18 protein-coding genes, 1 tRNA gene and 2 rRNA genes are annotated in these 25,035 nt (G+C 59.6%); 8 read left to right on the top strand and 13 right to left on the bottom strand.

The window, feature by feature from the left end; genetic code table 11:
- The first annotated feature begins 317 nt into the window (after positions 1-317).
- Positions 318-944 carry a porin family protein gene (locus G5380_RS11290; protein ID WP_421208927.1) on the top strand — a complete coding sequence of 209 codons (627 nt, stop codon included), beginning with the start codon at positions 318-320 and terminating at the stop codon, positions 942-944.
- Positions 945-1,019: 75 nt separating this feature from the next.
- Here the strand turns inward: G5380_RS11290 and G5380_RS11295 are convergent, their stop codons facing one another.
- On the bottom strand, positions 1,020-2,018 hold the full coding sequence (locus G5380_RS11295) for a sensor domain-containing diguanylate cyclase (protein WP_216952682.1): 999 nt from the start codon (positions 2,016-2,018) through the stop codon (positions 1,020-1,022).
- Positions 2,019-2,208: 190 nt separating this feature from the next.
- Positions 2,209-3,105: a helix-turn-helix transcriptional regulator gene (locus G5380_RS11300; protein ID WP_227341565.1), complete on the bottom strand. Its 897-nt coding sequence runs from the start codon at positions 3,103-3,105 to the stop codon at positions 2,209-2,211.
- A 75-nt stretch (positions 3,106-3,180) separates the two neighbouring features.
- Between G5380_RS11300 and G5380_RS11305 the strand changes: the two genes are divergently transcribed.
- Both G5380_RS11305 and G5380_RS11310 read left to right on the top strand, forming a co-directional pair.
- Positions 3,181-3,579, top strand: coding sequence for a VOC family protein (locus tag G5380_RS11305; RefSeq protein ID WP_421205737.1), 399 nt, complete (start codon positions 3,181-3,183; stop codon positions 3,577-3,579).
- A gap of 332 nt (positions 3,580-3,911) precedes the next feature.
- A complete protein-coding gene (locus G5380_RS11310) occupies positions 3,912-5,081 on the top strand; it encodes a helix-turn-helix domain-containing protein (protein WP_421312821.1) in 1,170 nt (389 codons plus the stop codon).
- 41 nt (positions 5,082-5,122) lie between these two features.
- Here the strand turns inward: G5380_RS11310 and recD are convergent, their stop codons facing one another.
- From recD to G5380_RS11340, 6 genes are all read right to left on the bottom strand, one after another.
- Positions 5,123-7,186: an exodeoxyribonuclease V subunit alpha gene (recD, locus tag G5380_RS11315; RefSeq protein ID WP_421352749.1), complete on the bottom strand. Its 2,064-nt coding sequence runs from the start codon at positions 7,184-7,186 to the stop codon at positions 5,123-5,125.
- On the bottom strand, positions 7,183-10,782 hold the full coding sequence (gene recB, locus G5380_RS11320; RefSeq protein WP_421352750.1) for an exodeoxyribonuclease V subunit beta: 3,600 nt from the start codon (positions 10,780-10,782) through the stop codon (positions 7,183-7,185). The genes recD and recB overlap by 4 nt, the downstream gene beginning before the upstream one ends.
- The gene (gene recC / locus G5380_RS11325) at positions 10,782-14,135 is read right to left on the bottom strand and encodes an exodeoxyribonuclease V subunit gamma (protein WP_421352751.1); all 3,354 of its coding nucleotides are present in this window, start codon (positions 14,133-14,135) and stop codon (positions 10,782-10,784) included. Before recC ends, recB begins: the two co-directional genes overlap by 1 nt.
- A gap of 258 nt (positions 14,136-14,393) precedes the next feature.
- Positions 14,394-14,786 carry a DoxX family protein gene (locus tag G5380_RS11330; RefSeq protein ID WP_005342720.1) on the bottom strand — a complete coding sequence of 131 codons (393 nt, stop codon included), beginning with the start codon at positions 14,784-14,786 and terminating at the stop codon, positions 14,394-14,396.
- A 39-nt stretch (positions 14,787-14,825) separates the two neighbouring features.
- Complete coding sequence (locus tag G5380_RS11335) at positions 14,826-15,512, bottom strand: pirin family protein (RefSeq protein WP_216952676.1); 687 nt, start codon at positions 15,510-15,512, stop codon at positions 14,826-14,828.
- 30 nt (positions 15,513-15,542) lie between these two features.
- Positions 15,543-15,875, bottom strand: coding sequence for a hypothetical protein (locus tag G5380_RS11340; RefSeq protein WP_013723379.1), 333 nt, complete (start codon positions 15,873-15,875; stop codon positions 15,543-15,545).
- A gap of 258 nt (positions 15,876-16,133) precedes the next feature.
- Between G5380_RS11340 and G5380_RS11345 the strand changes: the two genes are divergently transcribed.
- Together G5380_RS11345 and G5380_RS11350 are read left to right on the top strand one after the other, a co-directional pair.
- The gene (locus tag G5380_RS11345) at positions 16,134-17,048 is read left to right on the top strand and encodes a LysR family transcriptional regulator (RefSeq protein WP_213390526.1); all 915 of its coding nucleotides are present in this window, start codon (positions 16,134-16,136) and stop codon (positions 17,046-17,048) included.
- 99 nt (positions 17,049-17,147) lie between these two features.
- Positions 17,148-17,567 carry a hypothetical protein gene (locus G5380_RS11350; protein WP_421208934.1) on the top strand — a complete coding sequence of 140 codons (420 nt, stop codon included), beginning with the start codon at positions 17,148-17,150 and terminating at the stop codon, positions 17,565-17,567.
- A 178-nt stretch (positions 17,568-17,745) separates the two neighbouring features.
- On the opposite strand, the gene G5380_RS11355 is transcribed toward G5380_RS11350, so the two are convergent.
- Positions 17,746-18,096, bottom strand: coding sequence for a hypothetical protein (locus G5380_RS11355; protein ID WP_005355311.1), 351 nt, complete (start codon positions 18,094-18,096; stop codon positions 17,746-17,748).
- 199 nt (positions 18,097-18,295) lie between these two features.
- Between G5380_RS11355 and G5380_RS11360 the strand changes: the two genes are divergently transcribed.
- The 3 genes from G5380_RS11360 (at position 18,296) to G5380_RS11370 (ending at position 21,945) form a co-directional block, all read left to right on the top strand.
- Entirely contained in the window at positions 18,296-19,018 is a 723-nt protein-coding gene (locus G5380_RS11360; RefSeq protein ID WP_216979694.1) for a response regulator, read from the top strand.
- Between the two features lie 33 nt (positions 19,019-19,051).
- Positions 19,052-20,416 (top strand): ATP-binding protein, encoded by a 1,365-nt coding sequence (locus G5380_RS11365; protein ID WP_371878966.1) that lies wholly within the window; start codon positions 19,052-19,054, stop codon positions 20,414-20,416.
- Between the two features lie 140 nt (positions 20,417-20,556).
- Positions 20,557-21,945, top strand: a complete 1,389-nt coding sequence (locus G5380_RS11370; protein ID WP_323912296.1) for a sensor domain-containing diguanylate cyclase — start codon at positions 20,557-20,559, stop codon at positions 21,943-21,945.
- Between the two features lie 67 nt (positions 21,946-22,012).
- On the opposite strand, the gene G5380_RS11375 is transcribed toward G5380_RS11370, so the two are convergent.
- From G5380_RS11375 to G5380_RS11390, 4 genes are all read right to left on the bottom strand, one after another.
- Positions 22,013-23,965 (bottom strand): ligand-gated channel protein, encoded by a 1,953-nt coding sequence (locus tag G5380_RS11375; RefSeq protein WP_421208935.1) that lies wholly within the window; start codon positions 23,963-23,965, stop codon positions 22,013-22,015.
- 559 nt (positions 23,966-24,524) lie between these two features.
- Positions 24,525-24,601, bottom strand: a tRNA-Asp gene (locus G5380_RS11380).
- A gap of 95 nt (positions 24,602-24,696) precedes the next feature.
- A 5S ribosomal RNA gene (gene rrf, locus G5380_RS11385) occupies positions 24,697-24,811 on the bottom strand.
- 82 nt (positions 24,812-24,893) lie between these two features.
- Positions 24,894-25,035: ribosomal RNA gene (locus tag G5380_RS11390) — 23S ribosomal RNA — on the bottom strand; the annotation flags it as partial.

Raw genomic sequence — 25,035 nt, forward strand, 5'->3', positions numbered from 1 at the left:
AATGAAAATTCAATGCTGATAAAAATCAATCACATAGAATCAAAATAGAACTCGCAGCCGGTCATTTGCCTCACCAGTTAATTATTTAAACCTCAATAAAGCTAAAACTCTAATAACACCATTTATTAAACAAAATGGCCCTGCTTGCAGCCAGTCATATTTATAATGATGGGGAAACCACTCTCTTGTTATTCAGAAATGTGCTGACTATACTGCGGCCCCTCTGTGAAAGCAGAGCGATGACGGAAATATAAAAAGCTTCATGGATTGAGCAATATAAATTACACGCAGTTCACGCAACACAAGGTTATTTATCCATGAACAAGTTTAATAAAATTGCCGCTTTCTCCCTGCTTGCTCTGGCCATGAATGGCGGCGCCCATGCCGAAGGCTGGTATGCAGGTCTGGATCTGACCACCTCCAAGATGGATCTCGACGGTGACCTCCAGCGCGCCTATGACGCCAAAGTGATCGACGACCAGCTCGACGGCGGCAGCCTGATCGTCGGTTACAGCTTCAAACCCTGGCTGGCCATTGAAGGTGGCCTGCACGCCCAACAGATGGAGCAGCTGATCTGGGTGACCTCTCAGGGGGCAACCGGTTTTGCCGACACCACCATCGACACCCGCAGCATCAGCCTGGCCGCCAAGCTGAGCCATCCGCTGGCCTGGGGCTTCAGCGCCTATGCCAAACCGGGTATCGCTTACACTCGCACCGAAGTGGAAGTTGTCGGCAATGCCACCATCCTCGGTATGAGCGGTCAGGTAAGTGGCAGCGAAACCAAGAGCAAGGTACACCCCAATCTGGAAGTGGGTCTGGACTACGCCTTCAACGACAGCTTCTCTGCCGGTATCGGTTACGAGCGCCAGTTCAACGCCCTGAGCCTGGGTGATGAGCACTACTCTCTGGATACCCTCAAGCTGGGTCTGCGCTACCACTTCTAAGTCGCGCCGCGTCAGTAACAATGCAAAAGGGCCACAGGTTTCACGCCTGCGGCCCTTCTATTGGCTGATGTGCCATCAGCAGATCTGATTCTTGCCCTGCTGCTTGGCCTGATAGAGCGCCCGATCGGCACGCACCATCAGACTCTCCTTCTGCTCACCCTGCTGATACTCCGCCACTCCGAAGCTCATGGTGGTGACACCGCGGGGACAGATGGGGTTCGTCACCATCAACGCCTGAAACTTGTTCGCCACCACCAACGCATCTTCACGGCCGGTATTGGGCAGCAGCACCATAAACTCGTCGCCACCCCAACGAGCCAGCAGATCAATCTCGCGGATATGGTCGCGCACCAGCGCCACTATGTTGATCAGGGTCTGATCCCCGATATTGTGGCCATAGCTGTCATTGATCTGCTTGAAGTTGTCCACATCCATGGCAATCACGGTAAAAGGCAAGTGAAAGCGGCGCGCCCGTTCGCACTCCAGCTGCAACGCCCGCTCCAGCCGATAGCGGCTGGCGGCACCGGTCAGGGCATCAGTCTCCGCCAGCTGACGATTCTCCTCCACCCTCTGTTGCAGTGCCTCGTTGACTCGCACCAGCTCGGCGGTGCGCTCCGCCACCAGTTGCTCCAGCGACTGATTGCGCAGCTCCAGCTGCTCCAGCAGCAACTTGCTGGCGTGGATATTGCGATGGGCGCCGATCATCCGCGCCACAGACCCATCGGGATTGCGCTCTATGATGCGGCCGCAATCCTCGATCCAGATATAGTCTCCGCCGCGACTGCGGCAGCGATACTCGACACGGTAGTCGGGGGCGGCGCCGCTCAGATAGGCATCGAAGCTCGCCATCACCCGATCCATGTCGTCGGGGTGGATCACACTCTCCCAGGTGAAGACATTGTTGCCTAGAGTATGGGGCTCGTAGCCCAGCATCCGGTACCAGCCCGGGTTGCGATAGACGAAACCGGTGTTGGCATTCCAGTCCCAGATGCCATCGCTGATCACCTCGAGAATGCCATGTACCACGGCTTCGCTGACATCCGAGATCCTGATCGTGTCGCTGTCCTGCAGCATGGGAGACCATCCTTGTATTGCCGCCCCGCTGGGGAGCGGGGCATTCCAGCCTGATGTTGAGAAATGATAGCGGCAGACGGCTGCACAGTCCGCTATCCGTTGATCGATGAAAACCGCCACTACTTGTTCCGGTTATCGGCCGCCATCGGGTTCGTCTGAATAACATTAGCAACCAGTGTGGCTCAATATTTCACCCTTGTCCGGTTTTAAAGGCAGGATGATGCAGGTTGCGATAGTGGCTGGGCGCCAGGCCATGCTGGCGTTTGAAGGCGGTGGAGAAGTGGTACTCGTTCTTGAAGCCGCACTGCTCGGCCAGCAGCTTCACCGGGTCGGCCCGGCTGGCCAGCAAGAGCGCCGCCCGCTGCAGCCGCAGGCGTTGCAGCAGCGCCATGGGCGCCAGCGCGAAGTGCTGCTGGCAGAGCCGGTAGAGCTGGCGCTCGGAGAGATGCAGGGCGCCAGCCATGCGCGCTATGTCCCACGGCTCGGTCAGCGCCTCTTTGAGCAGCAATTCGAGGCGCAACGCCAGCCGCTCGCCACGCCGCTGCCCCTCCCCCTTTTGCAACAGACGGCGCAGGTAAAAGCCGAGCTGCTCAACCAGCAGGGCGCTGAGCAGCGGGTCCTGATGGCGCTCCTGCTCCGCATAGAGGTTCTCGAGCGTGCGCAGCACGGTAGCCTGCTGGGAGGTACAACCGAGCCGGGGGTGGCTGGCGAAGGCATCCCAGGGGGAATCCTTGTGCAGCAGCAGCCACACCAGCTCCCACTCACTCCCCTTATTCACCTGCTGGTTCAACGGCTCACTCAACTGATAGCAGAGTGGCTCCCCGGCTGGGATCAGCGCCCACTCCCCGGCCTGCAACCGCTCGCGGCGATCGCCCACCTGCACCTCCCCCTCACCGCCCAGGGTCAGCAGAAAACAGTGCATATCGGCAAAGCGGCGCGCGATGCGGTAGCGGGTCTTGAGACGGGAATAGCCCGCCAGCCACACCTGCTCCTGTGCGAGGGCCGGCAGCAGACTGTCGCAACAGATCTGCTCGCGGCAGTCGGGGGAGACATCGATAATCTCGGTGTTGGCAGTTTCAGACATCATCAGGACGGGCTCAGCCATGTCGAAGGGACAGGCCCCAGCATAGCATTAAGGGCATCGAGTCACAGGAGACCAGCCATGCATATCCATCACGTCGCCATCTGGGCGCAGGATCTGGAGGCACTCAAGGCATTCTACTGCACCCTGTTTGGCGGGCAGGCCAATGAGCGCTATCACAACCCGAGCAAACAGTTCAGCTCTTACTTCGTGCGTTTCGAAGGGGGCGCCAGCCTGGAGCTGATGCACATCCCCATACTGTTTCCGGCAGATCTCACTCTGCCACACCCGTTGCAGGGGCTGGCCCACCTCGCCTTCTCCCTCGGCAGCGTGGAGGAAGTGGACAAGATGACCGCCCGCCTCAAGCTGCTCAAGGGCGCCGAAGTGAAACACCTGGACGGCCCCCGCTGGACCGGCGACGGCTATTACGAGAGCACCTTCCTCGACCCGGAAGGCAACCGGCTGGAGCTGACCATCTAATACCTGAATGCTCCCCTCACCCTGGCCCTCTCGTAAGTTCGATTAGCGAAGCGTAATCGGACAACGGTAACGGCATTGCTCCCTTCTCCCGTTTATTAAAAATGGAGGAGAAGGGCTGGGGATAAGGGAAAGGAAAAAGAGATTTCGCGGTAAACGTTGGGCTTCGCTACGCTCGCCACAACCTACACGATCGGTAGTTTGGTGCTGAGCCTGCGAAGCCCAACATGCGAGTTCAGCTTATAAGCATGTAAATAGTTCCATTGCGACCATATTTGAAGGTAAACTGACGACAATTACAAAATACAATTTACATTACTTCATGGTTTTATTTAATGAACAGCATCATTAATGACTTACTCTCAAAAGGTAAAGAAGGTCTCTGGTGGGACTTCAAACAAAAATTCCACAACAATATTGTTGCAATGGTCCATGATATTCTATGTATGGCTAATGTAATTCACAATGGGAATAGATACATAGCTTTCGGAATATCTGATTCATTAGAAGTAGTTGGATTAAACGAGAGTGATAAAAAATATACTCAAGCAGATATTATAACTGCGCTTAGAAGACTACGTTTTAGTGAAGATAACATCCCAAACATTCAGCTTGATTTTTTACAATTTAATGAAGCCAAGTTAGCAATCCTAACAATATTTAATGAGCCTTTAAAACCATATTACCTGACAAAAGAATACAGTTATCAAGGTAAATCCATACGAGCTGGTGTTGTTTATTCACGGACAAATGATGCTAATACACCATTAGATTCATGTGCCAATCCAATTGATGTCAGAACGATGTGGAGTGAAAGATTCGGCCTCAACCTAAAAGTCCCTGATAGATTCTCCATTCTTTTAGAAGATGCCAAATGTTGGGACTATGACGGTATTAGCCAAGCCTTCTATTCTAATGATCCTGATTTCACTATTGAGATTGGAAGTGTAGAACATGAGGGGGGTAATTACTGGTGGCAAAACTTATATTTTGAGAATGCAAGACAGTTTGACTACCACTTAAAATATAAGAACAGAATTATTAAAACCTTGCCTGTTGTTAATTACTACAACGAGGGTTTGACTATACCATTCCCAAACATTGAGTTTATTACCTATCCAGAAGCTCAAGATGGGTCAAATGCAGAATTTTACTGTGAGATTTACTATTATAAAAAAGGAACTATTGAATATAGTTTATTTCAACACATAAGAAAAAGTGAAGTGCATTGTGATACATATCAAACACTGTCTACACCAATCACAACTCAACTGAAACCACCCATAATAAAATTGCCATTTTTTATAATTAACAGTGACAGTGAACTAAATGAACTGTCCAAGAAATTCATGGAAAAATATCATGAGTTTAATTCCTGTAAGTCAGATTTGATGAGAAAACGTTACCCTGACGAAAATTATAATAGATGGGATGTTGAAAAAGTTTTTTCGGAGTGGGTTTTTGAGCAAATAAATCCTCCCTCTGAATTTTCAATTAGTGAATGACATTAAAACGGCGGCAAATCCCTTTACCGCCATCCAATCAATCACTCCCCCAACCTCTGTGCCAATCCGGAATAACGCTCGGTCTTTTTCCGTACCGCTTGTGCCAGCAGGGCGCGATCGCCGTAGAGATCGAGCCGCGCCTTGGCGCGGGTGATGCCGGTATAGACCAGCTCGCGGGTCAGCAGCGGGCTGGGGCTGTCGGGCAGTACCAGCACGGTATGGGCAAACTCCGAACCCTGGGATTTATGGATGGTCATGGCGTAGACCGTCTCGTGGGGCGGCAAGCGGCTGGGCAACAGGGCGCGCAAGGTGCCGTCTGGCTGCTCAAACCAGACCTTGAGCCGCCCGCTTTCATCGGGCAGGCAGAGCCCCATATCGCCGTTGTAGAGGCCGACCCCGTGGTCGTTGCGCACCACCATCACCGGGCGACCGGCATACCAGTCGCCATCGCGGGCAATCAGGCCAGCCCGTGACAGGGCCAGTTCCAGCCGCTCGTTTAGCCCCAGCACCCCGAACGGGCCGTCGCGCAGGGCGCAGAGGATCTGGAAGCTGTTGAATGCCTTGAACACGGCGGCGGGCGCTTCCCCCGCGCGGGCCGCCTTCAGATAGCTGCCATAACCGGCCACCCCCTGGGCAATCAGGGCGTCGTAAGCCTCCCCCGCCCAGGGGTGCAGGCTGATATCGGCGAATCCAGCGCCCCAGACTGATTCCACCGCCGTGGCATCGCCACTGTTGCAGGCGCGCGCCAGCTGGCCAATGCCCGAATGCTGATCAAAACGCCAGCTCTTGGCCAGCAAACAGAGGCTGTCACGCACCGGTGCCCCTGCGGGCGTGCCCTGCAGGCGGTAGCCGGTCTGGCGGGAGAGCCAATCAGCCTGCGCCGGACTGATGCCCTGCTCAATAAAGCTGCAGATATCGCCGAGCACGGCCCCCGCCTCCACCGAGGCGAGCTGATCCTTGTCACCAAGCAGGATCAGGCGGGCGTGGCTCGGCAGTGCATCGAGCAGGCGCGCCATCATCGGCAGGTCAACCATGGAGGCCTCATCCACCACCAGCAAGTCGAGGTGCAGCGGGTTGCCCGCGTGGTGGCGGAACTGGCTGCGCCCCGGAATGACCCCGAGCAGCCGGTGCAAGGTGCCCGCCTCGGTGGGGATCGCCTCCACCCACTCGGGGGGCAGATCGAGGGCCTGCAGGGCAGAACCGATACTCTCGGTCAGGCGCGCCGCCGCCTTGCCGGTGGGGGCCACCAGCCGGATCGCCGGGGCCTTGCCCGCTTGCAGGCCGGTCTCCACCAGAATGGCGAGCAGTTTCGCCACAGTCGTGGTCTTGCCGGTGCCGGGGCCGCCGGAGATCACCGCAAAGGGGCGCGCCGCCGCGGTGGCCGCCGCCAGCTTCTGGCCGTTGCAGCAGAGCGCCTCGGGCACCAGCGCATCCAGTTTGCTCAAGTCGCTCGCCGCCTGGGCGCTGGCCAGCAGTGCCTCGATGGCGGGCCAATCCACCTCGCTCGGGAACACCAGATCCAGATACTTTTCGATAAAGTGGCGGGTAGAGAAGTCGGGGGCGAGGCGGGCCTTGAGCAGCGCCGCGAACACCAGCCCGTAGTCGCGGGCAAACAGCCGCGACAGGGCCGGGGCTATCTCCGGCCATTCGGCGCGCTCACTCAGGGCGCGCAGATGGCGGGCCACCCCCAGTTCAAAATCGTGGTAGCGGGTGAGATAGAGCCGCCCGTGCCACAACCGCAGCGGCCAGCGCGGGGCGAGCCCGTCATCCTGCTCACAGCCAACCAGCGGGCTTGCCGCAAACAGGGCGGGCCAGCGGGCAGGATCCGCCAGATCAGCCAACAGATCCCGGCTCTGCTGGGGATCCAGCCCGAACGGGCGCAGGGATCCGGCAGTCAACATTTCAAGCGGCAAACAGACATGGCCGCGCCCCAGCTCGAAGCAGGCGAGCGCCGCCCCCAGCACCAGCTCGGGGCTGCCGCCAAGATCGGCCACCAGCCGGGCAAATTGCAGATCCAGCTGGCGGATGCGGCCAGCCAGCGCCAGTGTTTTGAGCCGTTCAACCATCATTGCGCTGGCTGCGGTGCTGATCATGGTGCCGCTCATGCCTCTACCTCGTTCAATGCTTGAGATCCCGCTGCTGGCAGCTCACTGCCTTCGCGAAACAACTTATCCAGCCCCAGCACCAGTTCACGGCTCGGGCGGGTATGGAAAATGCCCCCCTGCGGCATGCCGCGCAGGAACAGATAGAAGACCCCGCCAAAGTGCTGCTCGAAGTCGTAGCCCGGCAAGCGCAGGGTGAGCAGCCGGTGCAGCGCCAGCGAGTAGAGCTGGTATTGCAGGTCGTAGCGGTGCTCGGCCATCGCCCGCTCCAGCGCCGGACGGTTGTAATCGGCCGGGCTCATGCCGAGGTGGTTTGATTTGTAGTCGAGCAGATACCAGCGCCCCTGCCACTCGAACACCAAGTCGATAAAGCCCTTGAGCATCCCCTGCACGGTGGCAAAGCTGAGCGGTTTGTTGCCCCGCGACAGCGGGTCATGCTGCTGGCAGAGGGCGGTCAGCGCCGGGGCCGTCACCCGCCCCATGGGCAGGAAGAACTCCAGCTCCACCTGTTTGCGCTCGGGCGCCAGCTCCCGTAGCCGCACCGGCTCGCCAAAGCCGGTATCGAGCGGAGTATCCAGCACAGCCTCCACCTGCTGTTGCAGCACTTGGTCCCAGCTTTCGTCGAAGCCGTCCTGCGCCAGCAAGGTGGCGATATGCTCTGCCAACGGTTCTCCCGCGGCGCTTTGAAAGTCGATGGTCTCGAACAGGCTGTGCAGCAAGGTGCCGGGGCGCGCCCCTTTCGGGAAGGTGAAGATGGAGGGTTGTAGCTCGTCCTCTTCGTGTACAACAGCCGCCTCGGCAACGACCTCCACATCGAAGCCGGGGTTGGCCAAGACACCTTTGCTGTGACCATGGCCCTGCGCCGCCAGCCCGGAGTAGGAGCTGATCCACCAGTCCCGCTCAAGGGAGCCGCTAAAGTGGCGCACCTGCGGCTCGCCCAGCAGCTCCTCTTCTGGCGGCAGCGGGGCCGGACGGGTGAGCGAGGGCTCACCGACGGCCACTCCGGGCAGCGCCTGCGACAGCTCGGTCAGAGCGGTCGCCAGCGTCTGCGCATCCCCCTCTTCGCCCTTTTGCAGCAGGTAGCCGATGGCGGTGTGGTGCAGGTCGGTCTTCTCCGACTTGCCCGCCCCCGCCCGCACCGGTGCCAGCCCCAGCCAGGTGGCGTAGACGCCCCGGGTCAGCGCCACATAGAGCAGCCGCAAATCTTCAGCAAGGCGCTCCCTGTCCGCTTCGGCGAGCGACGAGTCGGCGCCGGTCAGATCGAGAATGGTGCGATTGCCCGCCTCATCCGCCTCGTGATAGAGCGGGGTCTCGGCGGTTCTGTGGCTGCAGATAAAGGGCAGGAACACCAGCGGGTACTCCAGCCCCTTGGATTTGTGGATGGTGACGATCTGCACCAATTTCCGCTCGGATTCGAGCCGCAGTACCTGCTCCGCATCCTGGCCGTTGGGGCGGCTCACCGCCTCCCCCAACCAGCGCAGCAGGGCATACTCCCCGTCCAGCTCGCAGCTCACCTGTTGCAGCAGCTCGCCAAGATGGAGGAAGTTGGTCAGCCGCCGCTCGCCATAGGGGCTCGCCAACAGCGAAGAGGCGAGATTGCGCCGGTGCAGCAGGGCCCGCAGCATCGCCAGCACGCCGCGGCGGTGCCAGATCTTGCGGTACTCCATAAACTCCTGCACCGCGCTCTCCCACGCCCGCTCGTCGCTGGCCAGCCCATCGAGCGCCTTGGCATCGAGATCAAACAGGCCGGTCGCCAGCGCCGCCCGCAGGCTGCGCTCATCGCTCGGGTTCTGGCAGGCGTGCAAAATCAGCAAGATCTCCCGCGCCTCCACCTGCTCCAGCACACTCTCGCGGTTCGACAGGTAAACGGAGGCGATGGCGAGTCGCGCCAGCTCCTGCTGCACCAGCTTGCCCTCGGCGCCGGTGCGCACCAGCACGGCGATATCCCCGGCCTTCACCGCTTTGTCGCCGATGAGCGCCTTGCCCTCGCGGGCCAGGGTCAGCAGGCGGTGGATCTCGGCGGCGGTGGCGCGGGCCATCTTGCTCTGGTAATCCCCCCGGTTGAAGGTGGGCTGGCCGGTCAGCTGCCAGCAGTGGAGCACAGGGGCGGTAACGCCATCGAGCAGCAGCGCCTTGCTCTTGCCCTGCGCCTCCACCGGCAGGAAGGGGATATCCGCCTCGTAGATAAAGGGATCCTTGGCCCGCACGAACAGGCCGTTGACCGCCCCCACCAGCGCACTGCTGGAGCGCCAGTTGCGCCCTAGGGTGTAGTGGGCGCTCACATTTCGCCGCGCCTGAATGTAGGTAAAGATGTCGGCGCCGCGAAAGCCGTAGATGGCCTGCTTGGGGTCACCAATCATCAATAGCGCCGTGTCGGTGTGGCCGCCGTAAAGCCGATGGAAGATGCGGTACTGCTGAGGGTCGGTATCCTGAAATTCGTCGATCATCGCCACCCGGTAGGTGGCGCGAATCCGCTCGCAGAGCCGCTCGCCAAGGCTTGAGCCAAGCGCTCCGTCGAGATCTTTGAGCAGGTCATCGAACGAGAGCTGATGAGCCTGCCGCTTGCTCGCCTGCATCCGGCTGCGCACCACCTTGGCGGCCCGTTGCAGAATCAGATCCCGAATACCGGGGCGGCTCGCCAGCAGCTGGTCGATCTGACTGAACAGCGGCAGGGTCGGCACAGCGCCCCCCTTCTTGAGGTTCTCCTCCAGCACTGTCTGGCCGAAGCGCTCCAGCTCCTTGGGAATGGCGTAGCCACTGCTCTCGTCCTGCGCCCAGTCGGCTATCTTGGCAAGCCACCCTTCGTAGTTCTTGCCGGTGTAGCGGCTGATCTGGCCGTCGGTCTGGCGGCGGATCTCGTCCGTCTGCGCCAGCCACTCGCTCTTCACCGCCGCGATGCGATTCATGGCCGCCTGATGGCGAGCAGCGAGGGTCTCGTCCCCCAGCGCGGGGTGGATCTCCAGCTCGCTGTTGTCGAGCCAGCTACCCATCTCCCGCAGCAGGGCTGCGGGGCTCGGCCAGAGCGCGCGCACGGCGCTGGCGAGGGTTTTATCCACCGGATAGAACTCGGCGCGCCAGTAGTCGCTCACCGCCTGCAGCCTAAGCTGGCTGTCGTCGGTAAGAAATTCGGTTTCAAAGAGGGCACCCGACTCGAAAGCGTTCTGCTTGAGCATCCGCTGGCAGAAGCCGTGGATGGTAAAGACCGCCGCCTCATCCATCTGCCGCTCGGCGGCCAGCAGGCGACGGGCCGCCAGCTCGTGATCCGCCACCTCGTCCAGCAGCTGGGCCAGCAGGGTGTCACTGCTGTGACCGCGCATAAAGGCGAGCCGTGCCTCGTGGATGCGACCGCGGATCCGCCCGCGCAGCTCGGCGGTGGCCGCTTCGGTAAAGGTCACCACCAGAATTTCGGTCACCGAGAGGGGCCGCTCGTGGGCGCTCGGCTGACCGGCATCGGCCCCCTCTTCGATGAGCGGGCCGTGGCCCAGCAGCAGGCGCAGGTAGAGGCCAGCGATGGTGTAGGTCTTGCCGGTACCGGCAGAGGCTTCGATCAGTCGTTCACCATGGAGGGGAAAACGCAGTGTATTGAGCGGGTTAGCCATTATTTCAGCTCCTCCAGGGTCTTGAGCAGCGGAGTCAAGTGTTCGCGAGCCAGCGCCTGCAACTGACCAAGCACCTCGTCATCGAGTTCGGGGAAGCAGCGGGCGACGTAAACGTCTTGCCCCTCCCCATTGATCATCCAACCGCCGTTGAAACGAGTGAGGGCCGCCTTGTCGGCCGCCTCCGGCTTGTCGGGATCCTTCTCGATCGCCTTGAGCCAATCCCAGGCAGTGTTGGGGAAAAACGGCAGCGGCCGCTTCATCCCCTGCGCCCAACAGGCCACCAGCGCCGCCAGTTTGGGGCGCGCCTCGTCGGCAGAGAGCTTGGGCAGTCGCAGACTCTGTTTGGCATCGAACAGCAGGGTGTCGCCGGGGGCGCCACTCAATGAGAGGCAGAGGTGCTGGATCCAGCCCAGCAGCAGATCCTTGCCGTTGAAGCTGCCGGGTTTGACCACCAGCAAGTGCCCCTTCTGGGTGTCGATCCACCCTTGCAGCTGGCCCTGAGTGAGGGAGATATCGATCTCCACCGCCTGTTTTTCTGACTCATTGGCCGCAACCCATGGCCGCAGCCGATCCGCCAGCTTGCCCATCTCGGCGTCCAGATCGTCCAGCAGCAGGCTGCCGAACCACCCTTGCGGCAGCAGGCCGGTGAGCTGCAACCGCTCGCGCCGCTCGGTACTTTCACCTTCCGCCAGATGGGCATCGAGCAGCAGATCTTTCAGCTGGTAATGTTGCAGGCTATCCAGCTCGAACGGCTCGCTATCCTCGATGTTGGCTTCGTTCAGCTCAAACCACACCTTGAGGCGGCGGTTGAGGAAATATTTGGTGGGCTGGCGATAGAAGCGCAGCAGCTCCGCCAGCTCCAGCCCCTGCTCCTTGCCCCATTCGGGAGGTAAAGGCAGCTCGCCGCTCTGGAAGTTGGCCGCGCCACGCACCGGATTGAGGGCGGGCAGCCAGTCGGCGGCATAGGTAAAGAGGCGCGAACCCGCCTCCGGGTAGAAGTAGTTGCGGCTGTAGGGGGTGAGCGGGTGCGCAACCATCAGGTGGTTGAGCAGCCGCTTGCCGGAGGTTTCATCGTCCAGATCCTCATCCCCCGCCAGCACAAAGCCCTGCCGCACATAGTCGATCAGCTCCGCCAGCAGCACCGATGGCACCTTGTCGCTGTTGTCCTGCGCGCTGAAGCCCTGATAGCTGATATAGAGCCCCTGCTGGGCACTCAGCAGTGCCTCGAGGAAGAGGTAGCGGTCATCATCACGACGGGAGCGATCCCCGCGCCGCGACGCCACCGCCATCAGGTCGAACCCCATGGGAGCCAGGGTACGCGGGTAGACGCCATCGTTCATGCCGAGCAGGCAGACCTGCTTGAAGGGGATGGAGCGCATCGGCATCAGGGTGCAGAAGTTCACCTGACCGGCGAGAAAACGCTGGCTGGAGCGGGACTCCCCCAGCACGCTGCCGAGGTAATCCTGCAACAGGTCGGCGGTAATGGGCTGCTCGAAACGGGCTTCGCCGAGCCGGGTCTGCCACTCGACCAGCTGGCTGCGAATGAGCTGGAGCTGACGCTCTTCATCCTCGTCGGCCAGATAGAAGCGCTCCAGCAGCGCCAGCAGGCAGGCGTTCCACTCGGCCAGCGGCTGCGCCTGTTGCAGGCGGGGCAGGAATTCGGCCAGCGAATCGACAAACCAGGCGAGCTTGCCGAGTGCCACCCCCTGCTGCCCCTCGATGTCGGCGTAGGGCAGAATGCCCGCCACCGGCTCGCCGTCGCCCATGGCAAAACCGAGCAGCATGCGGCGCAGGCCGAACAGCCAGCTGTTGCCGGACATGGGCGGAAGATCGAAACAGACGGGGTAGCCGTCGTTCAGCCCCCAGCGGATGCCGGTCTCCTGCACCCAGACCCGCAGCTGGTTGAACTCGTCGTCATCCAGCTCGAAACGGCGCAGCACGGCGGGCACCTCGAGAATGGCGAGCAGCTCGCCTGCCCCGAAGCGGGCATTGGGCAGCCTGAGCAGGGCGAGGAAGCTTTGCAGCAGGGGGCTCTCCTGACTCGCCGCCCGATCCGATACCGCAAACGGGATCTGACCGCGCGCGCCAAACACCGCCTGAATGTAGGGGCCGTAGCTGTTCACATCCGGCATCATCACCACCACATCTTTCGGGGTGAGGGTCGGATCCTGCTCGAACAGCGCCAGCAGCCGGTCGTGCAGCACCTCGAGTTCGCGCATCGGGCCATGGCAGGCGTGGATCTGCAAGGATCCATCCGCCGGATCGATGGGGCTCTTGTGATGGCTGCTGTCGAGATCGAACTGACCAGCGCCTCGCTCGGCCAGCTCCAGCACATCCTTCTGGATGGCGCGCAGCAGGCTGACATTGCCCTTGCCATCCACTTCGTCGATATCGACGAAAGCCTCGATTTGCGGCACCTCCAGCTCCATCAGCTGATGCAGGTAGTCGCGCCCCAGCTTGCCCATGGAGGCGAGCAGCGGGTTGGCGGGGCCTTGCAATGTCTCGATGTCGGTACCGGGTTTGAGCTTGTTCTCCAGCCGAGCCAGGGTCTTGCGATCCAGCAGATCCCCCCAGTAGTAACGGCAGGGGTTGGTGACGAACAGGTGCACCTCCACCTCCGGTCGGCTACCGAGGGCCAGCAGCGCCTCCACATAGCGCGGCGGCAGCGCCGAGATGCCGAACACGAAGACCCGTTGCGGCAGCTTGCCCGGCAGATCGGCGGTGCGCGCCAGCTCGTGGATAAACTCCTCGTAGAGGTTGGCGCGGTGGTAGCCGCTCGGAGAGAGCGCCAGGGTGCGGGCCACCAGCTCGCGCCACAGCTCGGGCTGCCAATCCTGACCGCTCACCCCGGCCAGCTCCTGACTCAATCCTTCCCCCTCTTCCCAGCGGGCGATCCAGTCCGGCCGGTAGACCAGATACTGGTCAAAGAGATCCGCCACCTTCTGGCAGAGCTGCCACAACCGCACCTGCTCGGGATCCTGGGCAGGATCCACCTCATCTCCCCCGCCCAGATAGGCGGCGAGCGGGGCAAAGGCGGGGCGCTCCAGCAAGGCGGGCAGAATGGTCATCAGCTGCCAGCTCATGGAACCCTTGTTGTAGGGACTCTGACGCGGCACATCCGCCAGCACCCGGGTGAACATCTCCCAGATAAAGCTGGCGGGCAGCGGAAAGTCGATATTGGCAGCGATGCCGAACGCTTTGGCCAGCTCCAGCTTGAGCCACTGGGCCATGCCCGGGCTCTGCACCAGGATCTGCTCCCGATCGAAGGGGTGAGAGAGAGGGGCCTGCCGGATGCGGCTCACCAGCAGTTCTTTGAGCAGATCCAGCTGATTGGAGTGGTAGAGGGTAAACATGAGCAATTCCCGCCTGTGGATGAGAGGGGGCGAGGGAAAAGGCGAGCCATTTCCGTCACTTCACAAGAGTGAGAATTGTCGGGGATCGAGGGGGAAGATGCAAAAGGCTCTTGTGGCCAGCAGGCGGGTAAACCGCCGAACCATGAGGGGCGCCGCAGATTTGACGCGCCGCCTCACCTATCCGGAAAACGCAGACAGAAAAAAGCCGGTGCAGTTGCACCGGCCAAAAAGCATTGGAAAACTTGACTCTTCAGGGCATTACCAGTTTTTGCCGAGACGGGCATCCAGACTGAAAGCCCCTGCTCCGGCCGCCGCCAGCGCCAGGAAACCACCGGCAACGGAGACGTTCTTCATAAACATCAGCATCTGCATCTGTTCTGCAGGCTGATAATGGAAAATAAAGGCAGCCATCAGGGTGAAACCGGCCAGCAGCACGGAGAGGCTGCGGGTAAAGAGACCCAGCACGACGGCAAGGCCACCACCCAGCTCAAGCAGGATCACCAGCGGCAACATAAAGCCCGGCACACCCATCGCTTCCATATAGCCCTGAGTACCGGCATAGCCGCCGATCTTGCTCCAGCCCGCCATTACGAACATCAGCGCCAGCAGTACACGACCCGCCAGCAGCGCTACATCTTTCATCTTGTCCATTTCATATTCCTCGTTTGTGTCACATCACCGCTGACTGCTTCAGGGTAGGTCAAATAACAGGGCTTGGCTGGCACTGGTCGCAACCAGCTCCCACCGGTATTCATCACGACTGAGTACCCCGTCGCCGGGTCGGGCAGCCAGACCGTTGGCGGCAAGCGTACCTGAAATCATCTGCAGGTAACCGTGTCGGCCAGCCAGTGCCCATTCGAGCGTCTCGCCCGGGGCCAGTTCCAGCCGCCATACGCGGGCCTGTTGGCGGATCCGCAGCGATCCCGCCTCGCCATCCGGTGACGCTACCAGCGTCATGCCCGGTCTGGACTCGATCTTCTTCTGCTGATACCCGGGTGGCGTGCCGAACTCGTTCGGCTCGATCCAGATCTGCAACAGGGAGAGGGGTTCCGTCTGCGAGGGGTTGTACTCGCTGTGGCGGATCCCGCTACCTGCACTCATCAGCTGGAAATCCCCTGCCGGGATCTGCTCGGCATGGCCGAGGCTGTCCTTGTGCTCTATGGTGCCTTGCAGCACGCAGGTGAGGATCTCCATATTGGCGTGAGGGTGGGTGGCGAATCCGCCACCCGGCGCAACCAGATCCTGATTGATCACCCGCAGTACCGAGTGTCCCATCCACTCCGGGTCATAGTAGTGACCGAAGGAGAAACTGTGGCGCGCGTCCAGCCAGCCAAAGTTGGCCTTGCCCCGCGCTTCTGCGGCTCTCAATTGCATCATGGTCTGCTCCTCATCTACCGGGACGGTTGATTAACGCTGTTTGCCGCTACCGATACCGAACGGAATACGGTATTCGCTGCTCTGGTCAGCCAGGCTGACGGTCAGGTTGCCCTGGGTACGGCTTGGGATCCGTACCTGCTGGGTGCCAGTCAGGTTGGCGTGGACTGATGCCAGCAGATCGCCAGACTCGTCACGCACTTCCAGCATCGGATTGGCTTTGCCATCCATTGCGGCAGTGGCGTTCCAGTTCACAAACAGCACGCCGGGCATGGCATTGAAGTCAGCCGGTACGGAAGCTTGGGCGAAACCTGTGGTCATCAGGCCTGCAACGGCCAGCATCTTGATTACGTTTTTCATGTTCATTCACTCTCTTGTTTTATATGTCATTGCCAAGGCCTTTTCGGCCAGAATCAATGCATCCATGCAAGAGGTTATTCAAATAGTGTGTTGTTCTTTCACCGACATCAGACAGACCGATTTGGTGTGTCACAGTGCGGAACTACCCGCATATTTGGCCGCTCGACGTTCCTGCCTAAGCGTTGATTGAATATTAAAGTGACATGACCTAACTTGTTAGCGAGATAAACTGGCAAACATATTCAAAAAAATTGAAGGTGAGGAATGGCCAAGGAATCGAACAAGGAGCGGGCGCTGACCCTGGAGGCAATCCGGGTGCTGGATGCCATCGACCGCCGCGGCAGCTTTGCGGCGGCGGCCGACGAGCTGGGCAAGGTGCCCTCGGCATTGAGCTATACGGTGCAGAAGCTGGAAGACGAACTGGATGCCATGCTGTTTGACCGCAGCGGCCACCGCACCAAGTTCACCCCGGCGGGGCGCATGCTGCTGGAGCGCGGCCGGGTGCTGCTGGAGGCAGCCGAGCATCTGGTGGGAGAGACCCGGGCGCTGGCCCGTGGCTGGGAGACCGACATCACAGTCGCCGTCGATGCACTGGTCCCGGTGCAGGCCCTCTACCCCTTGGTGGAGAAGCTGGCCGAGCAGACCGATACCCGACTGCGGCTGCGGGCCGAGGTGCTGGCGGGTAGCTGGGAGTGTCTGGAAGATGGTCGCGCCGACCTGCTTATCTCCTCCATCAACCCCGACATCATGATGACCGGCATCAAGCATCAGGTGATCAAGGACGAGGTGATGCTCTACGTCGCACATCCCGCTCACCCGCTACATCAGGAGCCCGAACCCTTGGCCGACGAGACCCTGCGCCGCTACCGCGCCATCGCCGTCGCCGATACCGCCCTGCGCAAGCCGGTGCTCACCTACCGCCTGCTCGACAAGCAGCCGCGTCTCACTGTCAGCACCATGACGGAGAAACGGGATGCCCTGCTGGCAGGGATCGGCGTCGGTACCATGCCACAGAGCTGGATTGAGGAGGACATCCGGGCCGGACGACTCAAGGTGATCAGCCCCGAATATCGCCATCAATTGCAGGTGGTGCTGGCCTGGCGGCGAGACACCATGGGCAAGGCCAAAAGCTGGCTGGTGCGGGAGATACCAAAACTATTTGCAACTGGTGAGAAATGAGATCCAGTTAACAGAAATGTTAATTGCATGCCTCACTTGACGCCCAATATCTTTGCTGATTTCATAGCCGCCTCATTGAACCCATGGAAGCTGTAGAAAATGAAAAAGAGTTTGCTGGTTGCCCTCACCACCCTGCCCCTGTTTGCCAATGCCGGCCTGATGGACTCGCTGACCGACAGCGTCACCAGCAGCGTCAAGGATGCGGCCAGCACTGCCGTATCCGGTGCCATGGACAGCGCATCCAACGAAGCCATCAAAAAGGCACTGGATATCAAGGAAGGCGGCTCCAACAAGCAGGCAGTCAAAGATAAGCTGGGCGCTCCTGCCTCTACCAAGACCGAGGCCAGTCTGGAAGTGTGGACCTATGATCTGGATGCCCTGAAGAAGGCCTCTCCGCTGCTGGCAGAAACCACCAAGACCCTGCTGAAAGATACCGACGCCGCCAAGAAAAACGTGGTCATCAAGTTCGAAGGCGAAACCGTCAAGAAAGTAGACCTGAGCGACAAGGCTCAGGGCTAAGTTCGCTCGTCCGGTGGAGTGGGCTGCACACTCGCACCGACGCAGATAGCAAGAGGGGGGAGCATCAGGCTCCCCTCTTTTATTGGCAATCACCAGCGTTCAACCAATCTGCTGCTCAACGCAGTAAGCGCAAAAAGGGTGGCCTCGGCCACCCTTGGGTTGATAACAGCTGGCGCTGTTACTGGTTCGCTTCGGCGAACTGCTTCATCGCTTCGGCGTGCTTGGTCATACCGGCGGCACGCTCGTTGAGCTTCTTGATGAACTCCGCCTTCTTGGCAGGATCCTCGATGCGATCATAACGTTGCTGCAAGTTGGCCTGGATCTGCTCCGGGGTCATGTTCTGCATACGAGCCATCTTGTCGTGGCGACCACCGTGGTGTTTACCACCCATCATGCCACCACCGTCCATCGGGCAATCCACCATGGCGCCGGGCTGGCCGGTGGGGGCCGCTTCACTGGCAGCATAGGCACCCAGCGGCAGGCCAAGGATCAGGGTGGCGGTCAGCAGGGTTTTGGTCAGCTTTTTCATGGTCTATCTCCTGTAGGGATGATTCTGGTTCGGCGCTCTTGCCTTGCCCTCAAGTAAACACCCTATCGGTGTCTGAACTTTGCCAGCATCGCCCTTTTTTGTAGCAGAGTGTGGCATCGTGCGGATCTGGCACACTTTGACACAAACCGCCGTCCGGATTTTCGTATACTCGGGCCAACGCCAAGCAGGGGAGGTATTCATGAACCAGGGCAACACCCACATTCTGGTGGTCGACGACCACAGCGAGATCCGCGATCTCTTGAAACGCTTTCTGGAACAGCACGGCCTGCGGGTCAGCTGCGCCCGGGATGGCAAGGAGATGAAGCGACTGCTGGAGGAGCGGGAGTTCGACCTGCTGGTGCTGGATCTGATGATGCCGGGTGAAGATGGTCTGACCCTCTGCCGCGAGCTGCGGGTCAAATCGAACCTGCCCATCATCATGCTCACCGCCATGGGGGAAGAGACCGACCGCATCATCGGATTGGAGATGGGGGCCGATGACTATCTGGCCAAGCCCTTCAACCCGCGCGAGCTGCTGGCGCGGATCAAGGCGGTGATGCGCCGCACCCAGGCCGAGACACAACCTGCCGCTGACACCCTGACCCGGGATCTGCGCTTCGATCGCTGGCTGCTCGACGTCAATCGTCGGGAGCTGGTCGATGAGGATGGGGTGGGCCTGAGCCTCTCCACCGCCGAATTCGATCTGCTCAAGGTGTTTCTCGAGCGACCGCAGCGAGTGCTGAGCCGGGATCAACTGCTGGACCTGGCCCGTGGCCGCGAGGCGGTGGCCTTCGATCGCGCCATCGATACTCTGGTGAGTCGACTGCGCCGCAAGCTGGAGCGGGATCCCAAGAATCCGGAGCTGATCAAGACCATCTGGGGTGGCGGCTATATGTTCTCCGCCGACGTGACGCAGGCATAAGCGGTGACCTTTTTGAAACGACTGTGGGCAAAAATATGGCCCAAGGGGCTGACAGGCCAGATCATTCTGGTGGCGCTGGCAGGGCTGATCCTGATCCAGCTGCTCAGTATCCAGATCTACCGCTCGGATCGGGAGGAGGCGCTCGGCTTCGTCAACAGCCGCAACGCCATGCAGCGGATCATCTCGGTGGTCAGGCTGCTCTCTCTATCACCCCCATCTCTCTATGACGAGATCCTCAAGGCGAGCCGCAGCGAAACCCTGCTGCTGCGCCTCTCAGACGAGCCACTGCAACCGGATAATCGCAGCCCCCGCTTCGAGCAGCTGGTGCGCTCTCGGCTCGGCTACCCGCAGGGTCTCACCATAGAGATCAGCGCCGAGCTGAAAGAGGATGCCCAGCGCAGCAAAGCCTGGGAGCATCACGCCCGCATGATGCGGGATCGCAAGGGACCACCGCCCCCATCACGCGACATGCGGCTCTATGGCTCCATCGAACTGCCGCAGGGAGGTTGGCTGCAGTTCAGCTCACTGGTCGACAAGGAGGCGGGCAGCTGGTCGTGGCAAACCACCCTCAATCTTATGCTGGTCGCCAGTCTGGTGATCGGGCTGATGGTGCTGCTGTTTCGCCGTGCCACTCGCCCGCTCAAGCAGCTGGCAGGCAACGCAGATCGGCTCGGACGGGGCGAGGATATCGAGCCCTTGAAAGAGGAGGGGCCGACCGAGATCCGCGAATCGATTCAGGCCTTCAACCGGATGCACACCCGGCTCGACCGCTTCGTGCAGGACAGAACCCGAATGCTGGCGGCCATCTCCCACGATCTGCGCACCCCCATCACCAGCCTGCGGCTGCGTACCGAATTTCTGGCCGATAGCGAGGACAAGGAGCGCATCCAGCAGACCCTGCAACAGATGGAGCAGATGCTGGCCGCGACCCTCAGCTTTGCTCGCGAGGAGGGGCAGCAGGAGGCCACCCGCGAGCTGGATCTGGTCAGCCTGCTGGTCAGCCTGTGCGATGACTATGCCGATACCGGCCAGCCGGTCACCTGTCTGGCGGAGGGCAAAGAGGTCTACGCCTGCCGGGCCAACACCCTGCGCCGGGTGCTGCAGAACCTGATCGGCAACGCCATCAAATATGCCGGCAGCGCCGAAGTGTCGCTGGAGCGACGCAAGGAGGAGCTGTTGATCCGGGTCTGCGACAACGGGCCAGGGATCGATCCTGCGCGGCTGGAAGATGTGTTCAAACCCTTCGTACGGCTAGACGAAGCGCGCAACACCGAGTCCGGCAGCGTGGGGCTCGGGCTCTCCATTGCCCGCACCCTGGTCCATCAGCACGGCGGCGAACTGACCCTGCTCAATCGGCCACAAGGTGGGCTGGAGGCGCGGATCAGCCTGCCGCTGTAAGTAGTCACTCTATCCGCCGACCTTGTCATGGCGCCGTTTACATCATGCAAACTTCATCATTTGAGCGCTTGTTCTTCGATCAGAAAGGTGGTGATAATCGGTGACCACGGGACGGTATACGGCAACGGATTGGAGCAAGGATGGCCTCTTCCAGGACAGGAGTCATAGTCAGTATCGGATGGGGGCTCCTGCTGCTCGCCCTTGCCCTGCCTGCCTGGGCCAAAGCCCCGGAAGAGCCGATCATCATTACCAACTCCAAAGCCTGGCAGCCCTTCTCCTATATCAATGAGTCGGGCCAGCCGGATGGCCTGCTGATCGATTTGTGGCGTGAATATGCCCGGGTGACCGGCCAGAAGATCGAGTTCAGGCTGGTCGACTGGCAGGGCTCCCTCGACCTGCTCCATGAGGGGAAAGCGGATGTTCACGCCGGACTGCTCTGGTCACCGGAGCGGGACAAACTGTTCGACTATGGCCGGCCTCTCGCCCAGCTCGACTCCCAACTCTTCTTCTCGAGCGAATTGCGCGGCACCGATGTCCACTACTACCTGCTCCATGAAACGGTCGGTGTGGTAGCCGGTGGCTACGAGGAGTATTACGCCAGACGCTACTTCCCCGGCACCAGACTGCAAACCTTCAATGACAATGACACCCTGCTGGCTGCGGCCTTCAAGGGTGAAGTGAAGGCCTTTATCGCCGATCTGCAGGTCGCCAACTTCTACATCTATACCTCGGACGATCCCACCCGCTTTATTCCGGTTCGCCACCTCTATACCGACCAGATCCGCTTTGCAGTGAAAAAGGGCGACCTTGCCCTGTTAAACCGGTTGGAAGAGGGGTTCGCCAAGCTCAAAGAGAGCGATCGGGAGCGGATCATCCGCAAATGGATGCATGTCGAAACCGTCTACCCCATCCATCTCGGCCCCTGGCTGCTGTTGGCCGGAGTGTTAATCATGGTGGCCTACATAGTGCAACTGCGCCGCGCTGTTGCCAGCCGTACCACCGAGTTGAGCCGCGCCAACGCCAGACTGGAGAAGCAGGCCAGTACCGACCCCCTGACCGGCCTGCTCAACCGACGGGCATTCATGCCTGCCATGGAGCAACGACTGGCAAGCGGGGAGCCCTGTGCTCTACTGCTGTTCGATGTGGATCACTTCAAGGAGACCAATGACCGCTTTGGTCATGGCATCGGGGATCTGTTGCTGGAAAAGCTGGCCACGACTGTGACGAACCTGTTACCCGAAGAGGCTCTGCTGGCTCGCATCGGCGGCGAGGAGTTTTGCCTGCTGCTGCCGTTGGCCACGCTGGCAGAGACAGAGCAGTGGGCCAAACGCCTCTGTCAGGAGTGCAATCAACAAACTCTGTACACCGACAATAGTGCAGTGACACTATCCATCAGCACCGGGGCAGTCTGGGTCGCCGCAGAGAGAGAGGCTGATGCCGAGCAGCTACTACGGCAGGCTGACGCCCTCATGTATCAGGCCAAGGGACTGGGGCGCAATACCTGGCAAGCCGCCCCCTATCAGGCATAGCCCTCTGACGGACGCGCAATAAAAACGGCCGCCATCAGAAGATGGCGGCCGCATGAGACGTTTCCTATCAGAAGTTGTAGGTCACGCCCAGGTTGTAGCGGCGACCATCCAACACAGTGCCATAGCTGCTGTAATCCACCGTCTTGTCGAACAGGTTGTAGACCCCTGCGGTCAGAGCCAGATGCTTGTTGGCCTTGTAGACCAGGCCCATGTCAAAGAAGGTGTAGGAAGGAGTCCCCTCCGCCATCTTGACACGGCTCAGGTACTCGGAGGTCTCGCCACGGAAGTTGACCCGTGACCAGAGGCTGAGATCCTCGGTGGTTTGCCAGTCAACACTGCCGTTGAACATGTGACGGGGCATCTGGTTGAGGGCATGACCCGCCAGTGGACCACTCTTCTGCTCGGACTGGGTAAAGGTGTAGCTGGAGCTGACCGACCAATCCTCGTTGATAGCCCAATCCATCATCCCCTCGACCCCGCGCATGTTCGCCTTGTCGACGTTGACCCGATCACTGATGAAGTCATAACTGTACCCATTGAGGGTACAGGCGGGATCACTCTTGCTGGTGCAGCGACGCACTTCGGAGATCTTGTTCTTGAAGTCGGTGTTGAACAGGGTAACCCCGGCGTTGAAACCCTGATGACCGTTCCACAGCAGACCGATCTCTTCACTCACGCTAGTCTCGGGTTTGAGGTCCGGGTTACCGACAAGCATACCATCCAGGCTGCCACCACCGGTGACCTGACCCCAGTTGGCCGCCGACATCCGCAAGTCAGGAGAGCGGTAACCGGTCGATACGCCTCCTTTCAGGGTCCAGCTATCATCCAGATGCCAGACGCCGTAGAGGCGCGGGCTCCAGTGAGAACCGTAGTTCTGGTCCCGATCCATGCGGGCGCCACCGGTCAGGGCAAAGCTGTCAGTGAGTGACCACTCATCCTCGACAAACATCGCCCAGCTCCAGCGGGTCAGCTGCTCGGCAGGGTTGGCCACTTTCAGGGTATTGCCCTGATCGTGCAGATCCTCATAGCGATACTGACCACCGACGCTCAGGTAGTGATCACCCAGAATAAACTGGGTATGGGTATCTGCGATGGTGTTGGTGAGCTCCATCTGGCGGCCGGGGTTGGTATTGATCTCCTGCTGCAGATAGCTGCTGGAAGAGCCGAAATCATACTGGCCATCATGGGTCAGCGCATAGTTGGTGCGCTCGTAGCGGTTAAGGCTATCTTTCGCCTTGGCAGCCAGCGAATTGCCGGCCGTGCGATCCCGATCCTGCAGACTGCGACTGACTTCCAGATCGAAGCGGTTATGGTCATCAGGCTTGAAACTGAGCACGGCCGTGCCACTGCGAGTCTCCTGCTCGGCAAAACCCTGGGTAAATTTGTCTTCACCTCGATGAGCGAGCTGTCCATTGAAGCGCAGCCCCAACACACCATCGATCAGTGAGCCTGCGGTATAGGCATCAGTCTGGAAGCTGTTGCCGGCATCCTTGTTTTCCTGGAAGGTCGAATCAGCATGAACCGAGCCCTGCCAGGCCAGACCGGTGGTCTTGCGGGTAATCACGTTGATCACCCCACCCATGGCATCTGAGCCATAACGGGATGACATGGGCCCACGGACGACCTCAATCCGCTCGATCGCCTGTAGCGGTGGCAACCAGCCTTGCTCGATACCGGGTCCATCGCTATTGGGCCGGGTACCACGGCTATCCACCTTTTTACCATCAACCAGCATAAGGGTGTATTTCGAGCCCATACCGCGAATACTGATATCGCTGCTGCTGCCACCGCCAGTCACTACCACACCTGGCACATCCTTCAAGGCATCGGTTACATCCCGATATGCCCGCTTCTCCAGCTGCTCGCGGGTAATCACAGAGATGGAGGCTGCAGAATCTTCGATCTTCTGCTGAAAGCCAGAGGCGGTGACGACCATCACCTCCTGCTCGGCAGCATAGGCTTGAGTCGCAAGAAGGGAGCAGATCAGCAAGGCAAGCTTGTTTGGTTTCACTGTTATCATGTTTTAGCCTGAACATTTTTTGTAGGAAGGTGACGTATTCCCTTACTTCACTCATTACAACGCTCGGCATCCGGCCAGGCGCGCATTAGAAAAGGCTCATTTGAAAAGCACTTTATTAATCAGCCCGCATTGTAACGACCCTGTCATGATCATTCAAACAATAATCATTATCATTTGAATCATGTAATATTCCTGCCGCAGAACAGCTCACTCTTGATAAGAAACTGTTTTAATGGAGTAAATCCATAAACAAACAAAGGGATTAGACAAACAAGTGGAAGCGATGACGTACCGTTGCAAGATGGCCTGATTTAATCCTCAAGCTCTATGGCCAAGATGGATGTGCCGCGATAAAGAAGTGGAAACAGTAACAAGAACGTCAACAGGGGAAGGTAGTGTCATCGCAGTGGGATGTCGGCAGCTCACCAGCAGGCTAAAAACACCAAAGCCCGGTCGTCAGACTGGGCTTGTGTTGGCTCTGGTGTGCAAATCTGTGGCTCTTATGAGCAAACCGCCCATAGCAAAAAGGCCTTCCCATCTGGGAAGGCCTTCAAATTAGTGGCGGAGCGGACGGGACTCGAACCCGCGACCCCCGGCGTGACAGGCCGGTATTCTAACCGACTGAACTACCGCTCCGCATTCGGTTAGCTTTCGCTAAATTGTTTGCCGCTTCTTATGAGGTGTCATCCTCGCAGCCGGCTATGTGTTTTCACATCACCGTTTAATTGGGTGCCTGGCAGTGTCCTACTCTCGCATGGCGAATGCCACACTACCATCGGCGCTACCGCGTTTCACTTCTGAGTTCGGCATGGGATCAGGTGGTTCCACGGCGCTATGGCCGCCAGGCAAATTCTTCAATCTGAGAAAGCTGACGTAAGTAGTTCGCTTGGTATCTGTTACAAGCCTTAGAACACTTCTTGGGTGTTGTATGGTTAAGCCTCACGGGTAATTAGTACGGGTTAGCTCAATGCATCGCTGCACTTACACACCCCGCCTATCAACGTTGTGGTCTCCAACGGCCCTTTAGGACCCTCAAGGGGTCAGGGATGACTCATCTCAGGGCTCGCTTC

It is taken from the genome of Aeromonas sp. 604443 (assembly GCF_049170315.1).
In the GTDB taxonomy this organism is placed as follows: Bacteria; Pseudomonadota; Gammaproteobacteria; order Enterobacterales; family Aeromonadaceae; genus Aeromonas; species Aeromonas veronii_A.

Excerpts from the sequence above, each read along its gene's own strand:
- G5380_RS11290 (WP_421208927.1), top strand. The coding sequence starts at position 318 with ATGAACAAGTTTAATAAAATTGCCGCTTTCTCCCTGCTTGCTCTGGCC.
- G5380_RS11295 (WP_216952682.1), bottom strand. The coding sequence starts at position 2,018 with ATGCTGCAGGACAGCGACACGATCAGGATCTCGGATGTCAGCGAAGCC.
- G5380_RS11300 (WP_227341565.1), bottom strand. The coding sequence starts at position 3,105 with ATGATGTCTGAAACTGCCAACACCGAGATTATCGATGTCTCCCCCGAC.
- G5380_RS11305 (WP_421205737.1), top strand. The coding sequence starts at position 3,181 with ATGCATATCCATCACGTCGCCATCTGGGCGCAGGATCTGGAGGCACTC.
- G5380_RS11310 (WP_421312821.1), top strand. The coding sequence starts at position 3,912 with ATGAACAGCATCATTAATGACTTACTCTCAAAAGGTAAAGAAGGTCTC.
- recD (WP_421352749.1), bottom strand. The coding sequence starts at position 7,186 with ATGAGCGGCACCATGATCAGCACCGCAGCCAGCGCAATGATGGTTGAA.
- recB (WP_421352750.1), bottom strand. The coding sequence starts at position 10,782 with ATGGCTAACCCGCTCAATACACTGCGTTTTCCCCTCCATGGTGAACGA.
- recC (WP_421352751.1), bottom strand. The coding sequence starts at position 14,135 with ATGTTTACCCTCTACCACTCCAATCAGCTGGATCTGCTCAAAGAACTG.
- G5380_RS11330 (WP_005342720.1), bottom strand. The coding sequence starts at position 14,786 with ATGGACAAGATGAAAGATGTAGCGCTGCTGGCGGGTCGTGTACTGCTG.
- G5380_RS11335 (WP_216952676.1), bottom strand. The coding sequence starts at position 15,512 with ATGATGCAATTGAGAGCCGCAGAAGCGCGGGGCAAGGCCAACTTTGGC.
- G5380_RS11340 (WP_013723379.1), bottom strand. The coding sequence starts at position 15,875 with ATGAACATGAAAAACGTAATCAAGATGCTGGCCGTTGCAGGCCTGATG.
- G5380_RS11345 (WP_213390526.1), top strand. The coding sequence starts at position 16,134 with ATGGCCAAGGAATCGAACAAGGAGCGGGCGCTGACCCTGGAGGCAATC.
- G5380_RS11350 (WP_421208934.1), top strand. The coding sequence starts at position 17,148 with ATGAAAAAGAGTTTGCTGGTTGCCCTCACCACCCTGCCCCTGTTTGCC.
- G5380_RS11355 (WP_005355311.1), bottom strand. The coding sequence starts at position 18,096 with ATGAAAAAGCTGACCAAAACCCTGCTGACCGCCACCCTGATCCTTGGC.
- G5380_RS11360 (WP_216979694.1), top strand. The coding sequence starts at position 18,296 with ATGAACCAGGGCAACACCCACATTCTGGTGGTCGACGACCACAGCGAG.
- G5380_RS11370 (WP_323912296.1), top strand. The coding sequence starts at position 20,557 with ATGGCCTCTTCCAGGACAGGAGTCATAGTCAGTATCGGATGGGGGCTC.
- G5380_RS11375 (WP_421208935.1), bottom strand. The coding sequence starts at position 23,965 with ATGATAACAGTGAAACCAAACAAGCTTGCCTTGCTGATCTGCTCCCTT.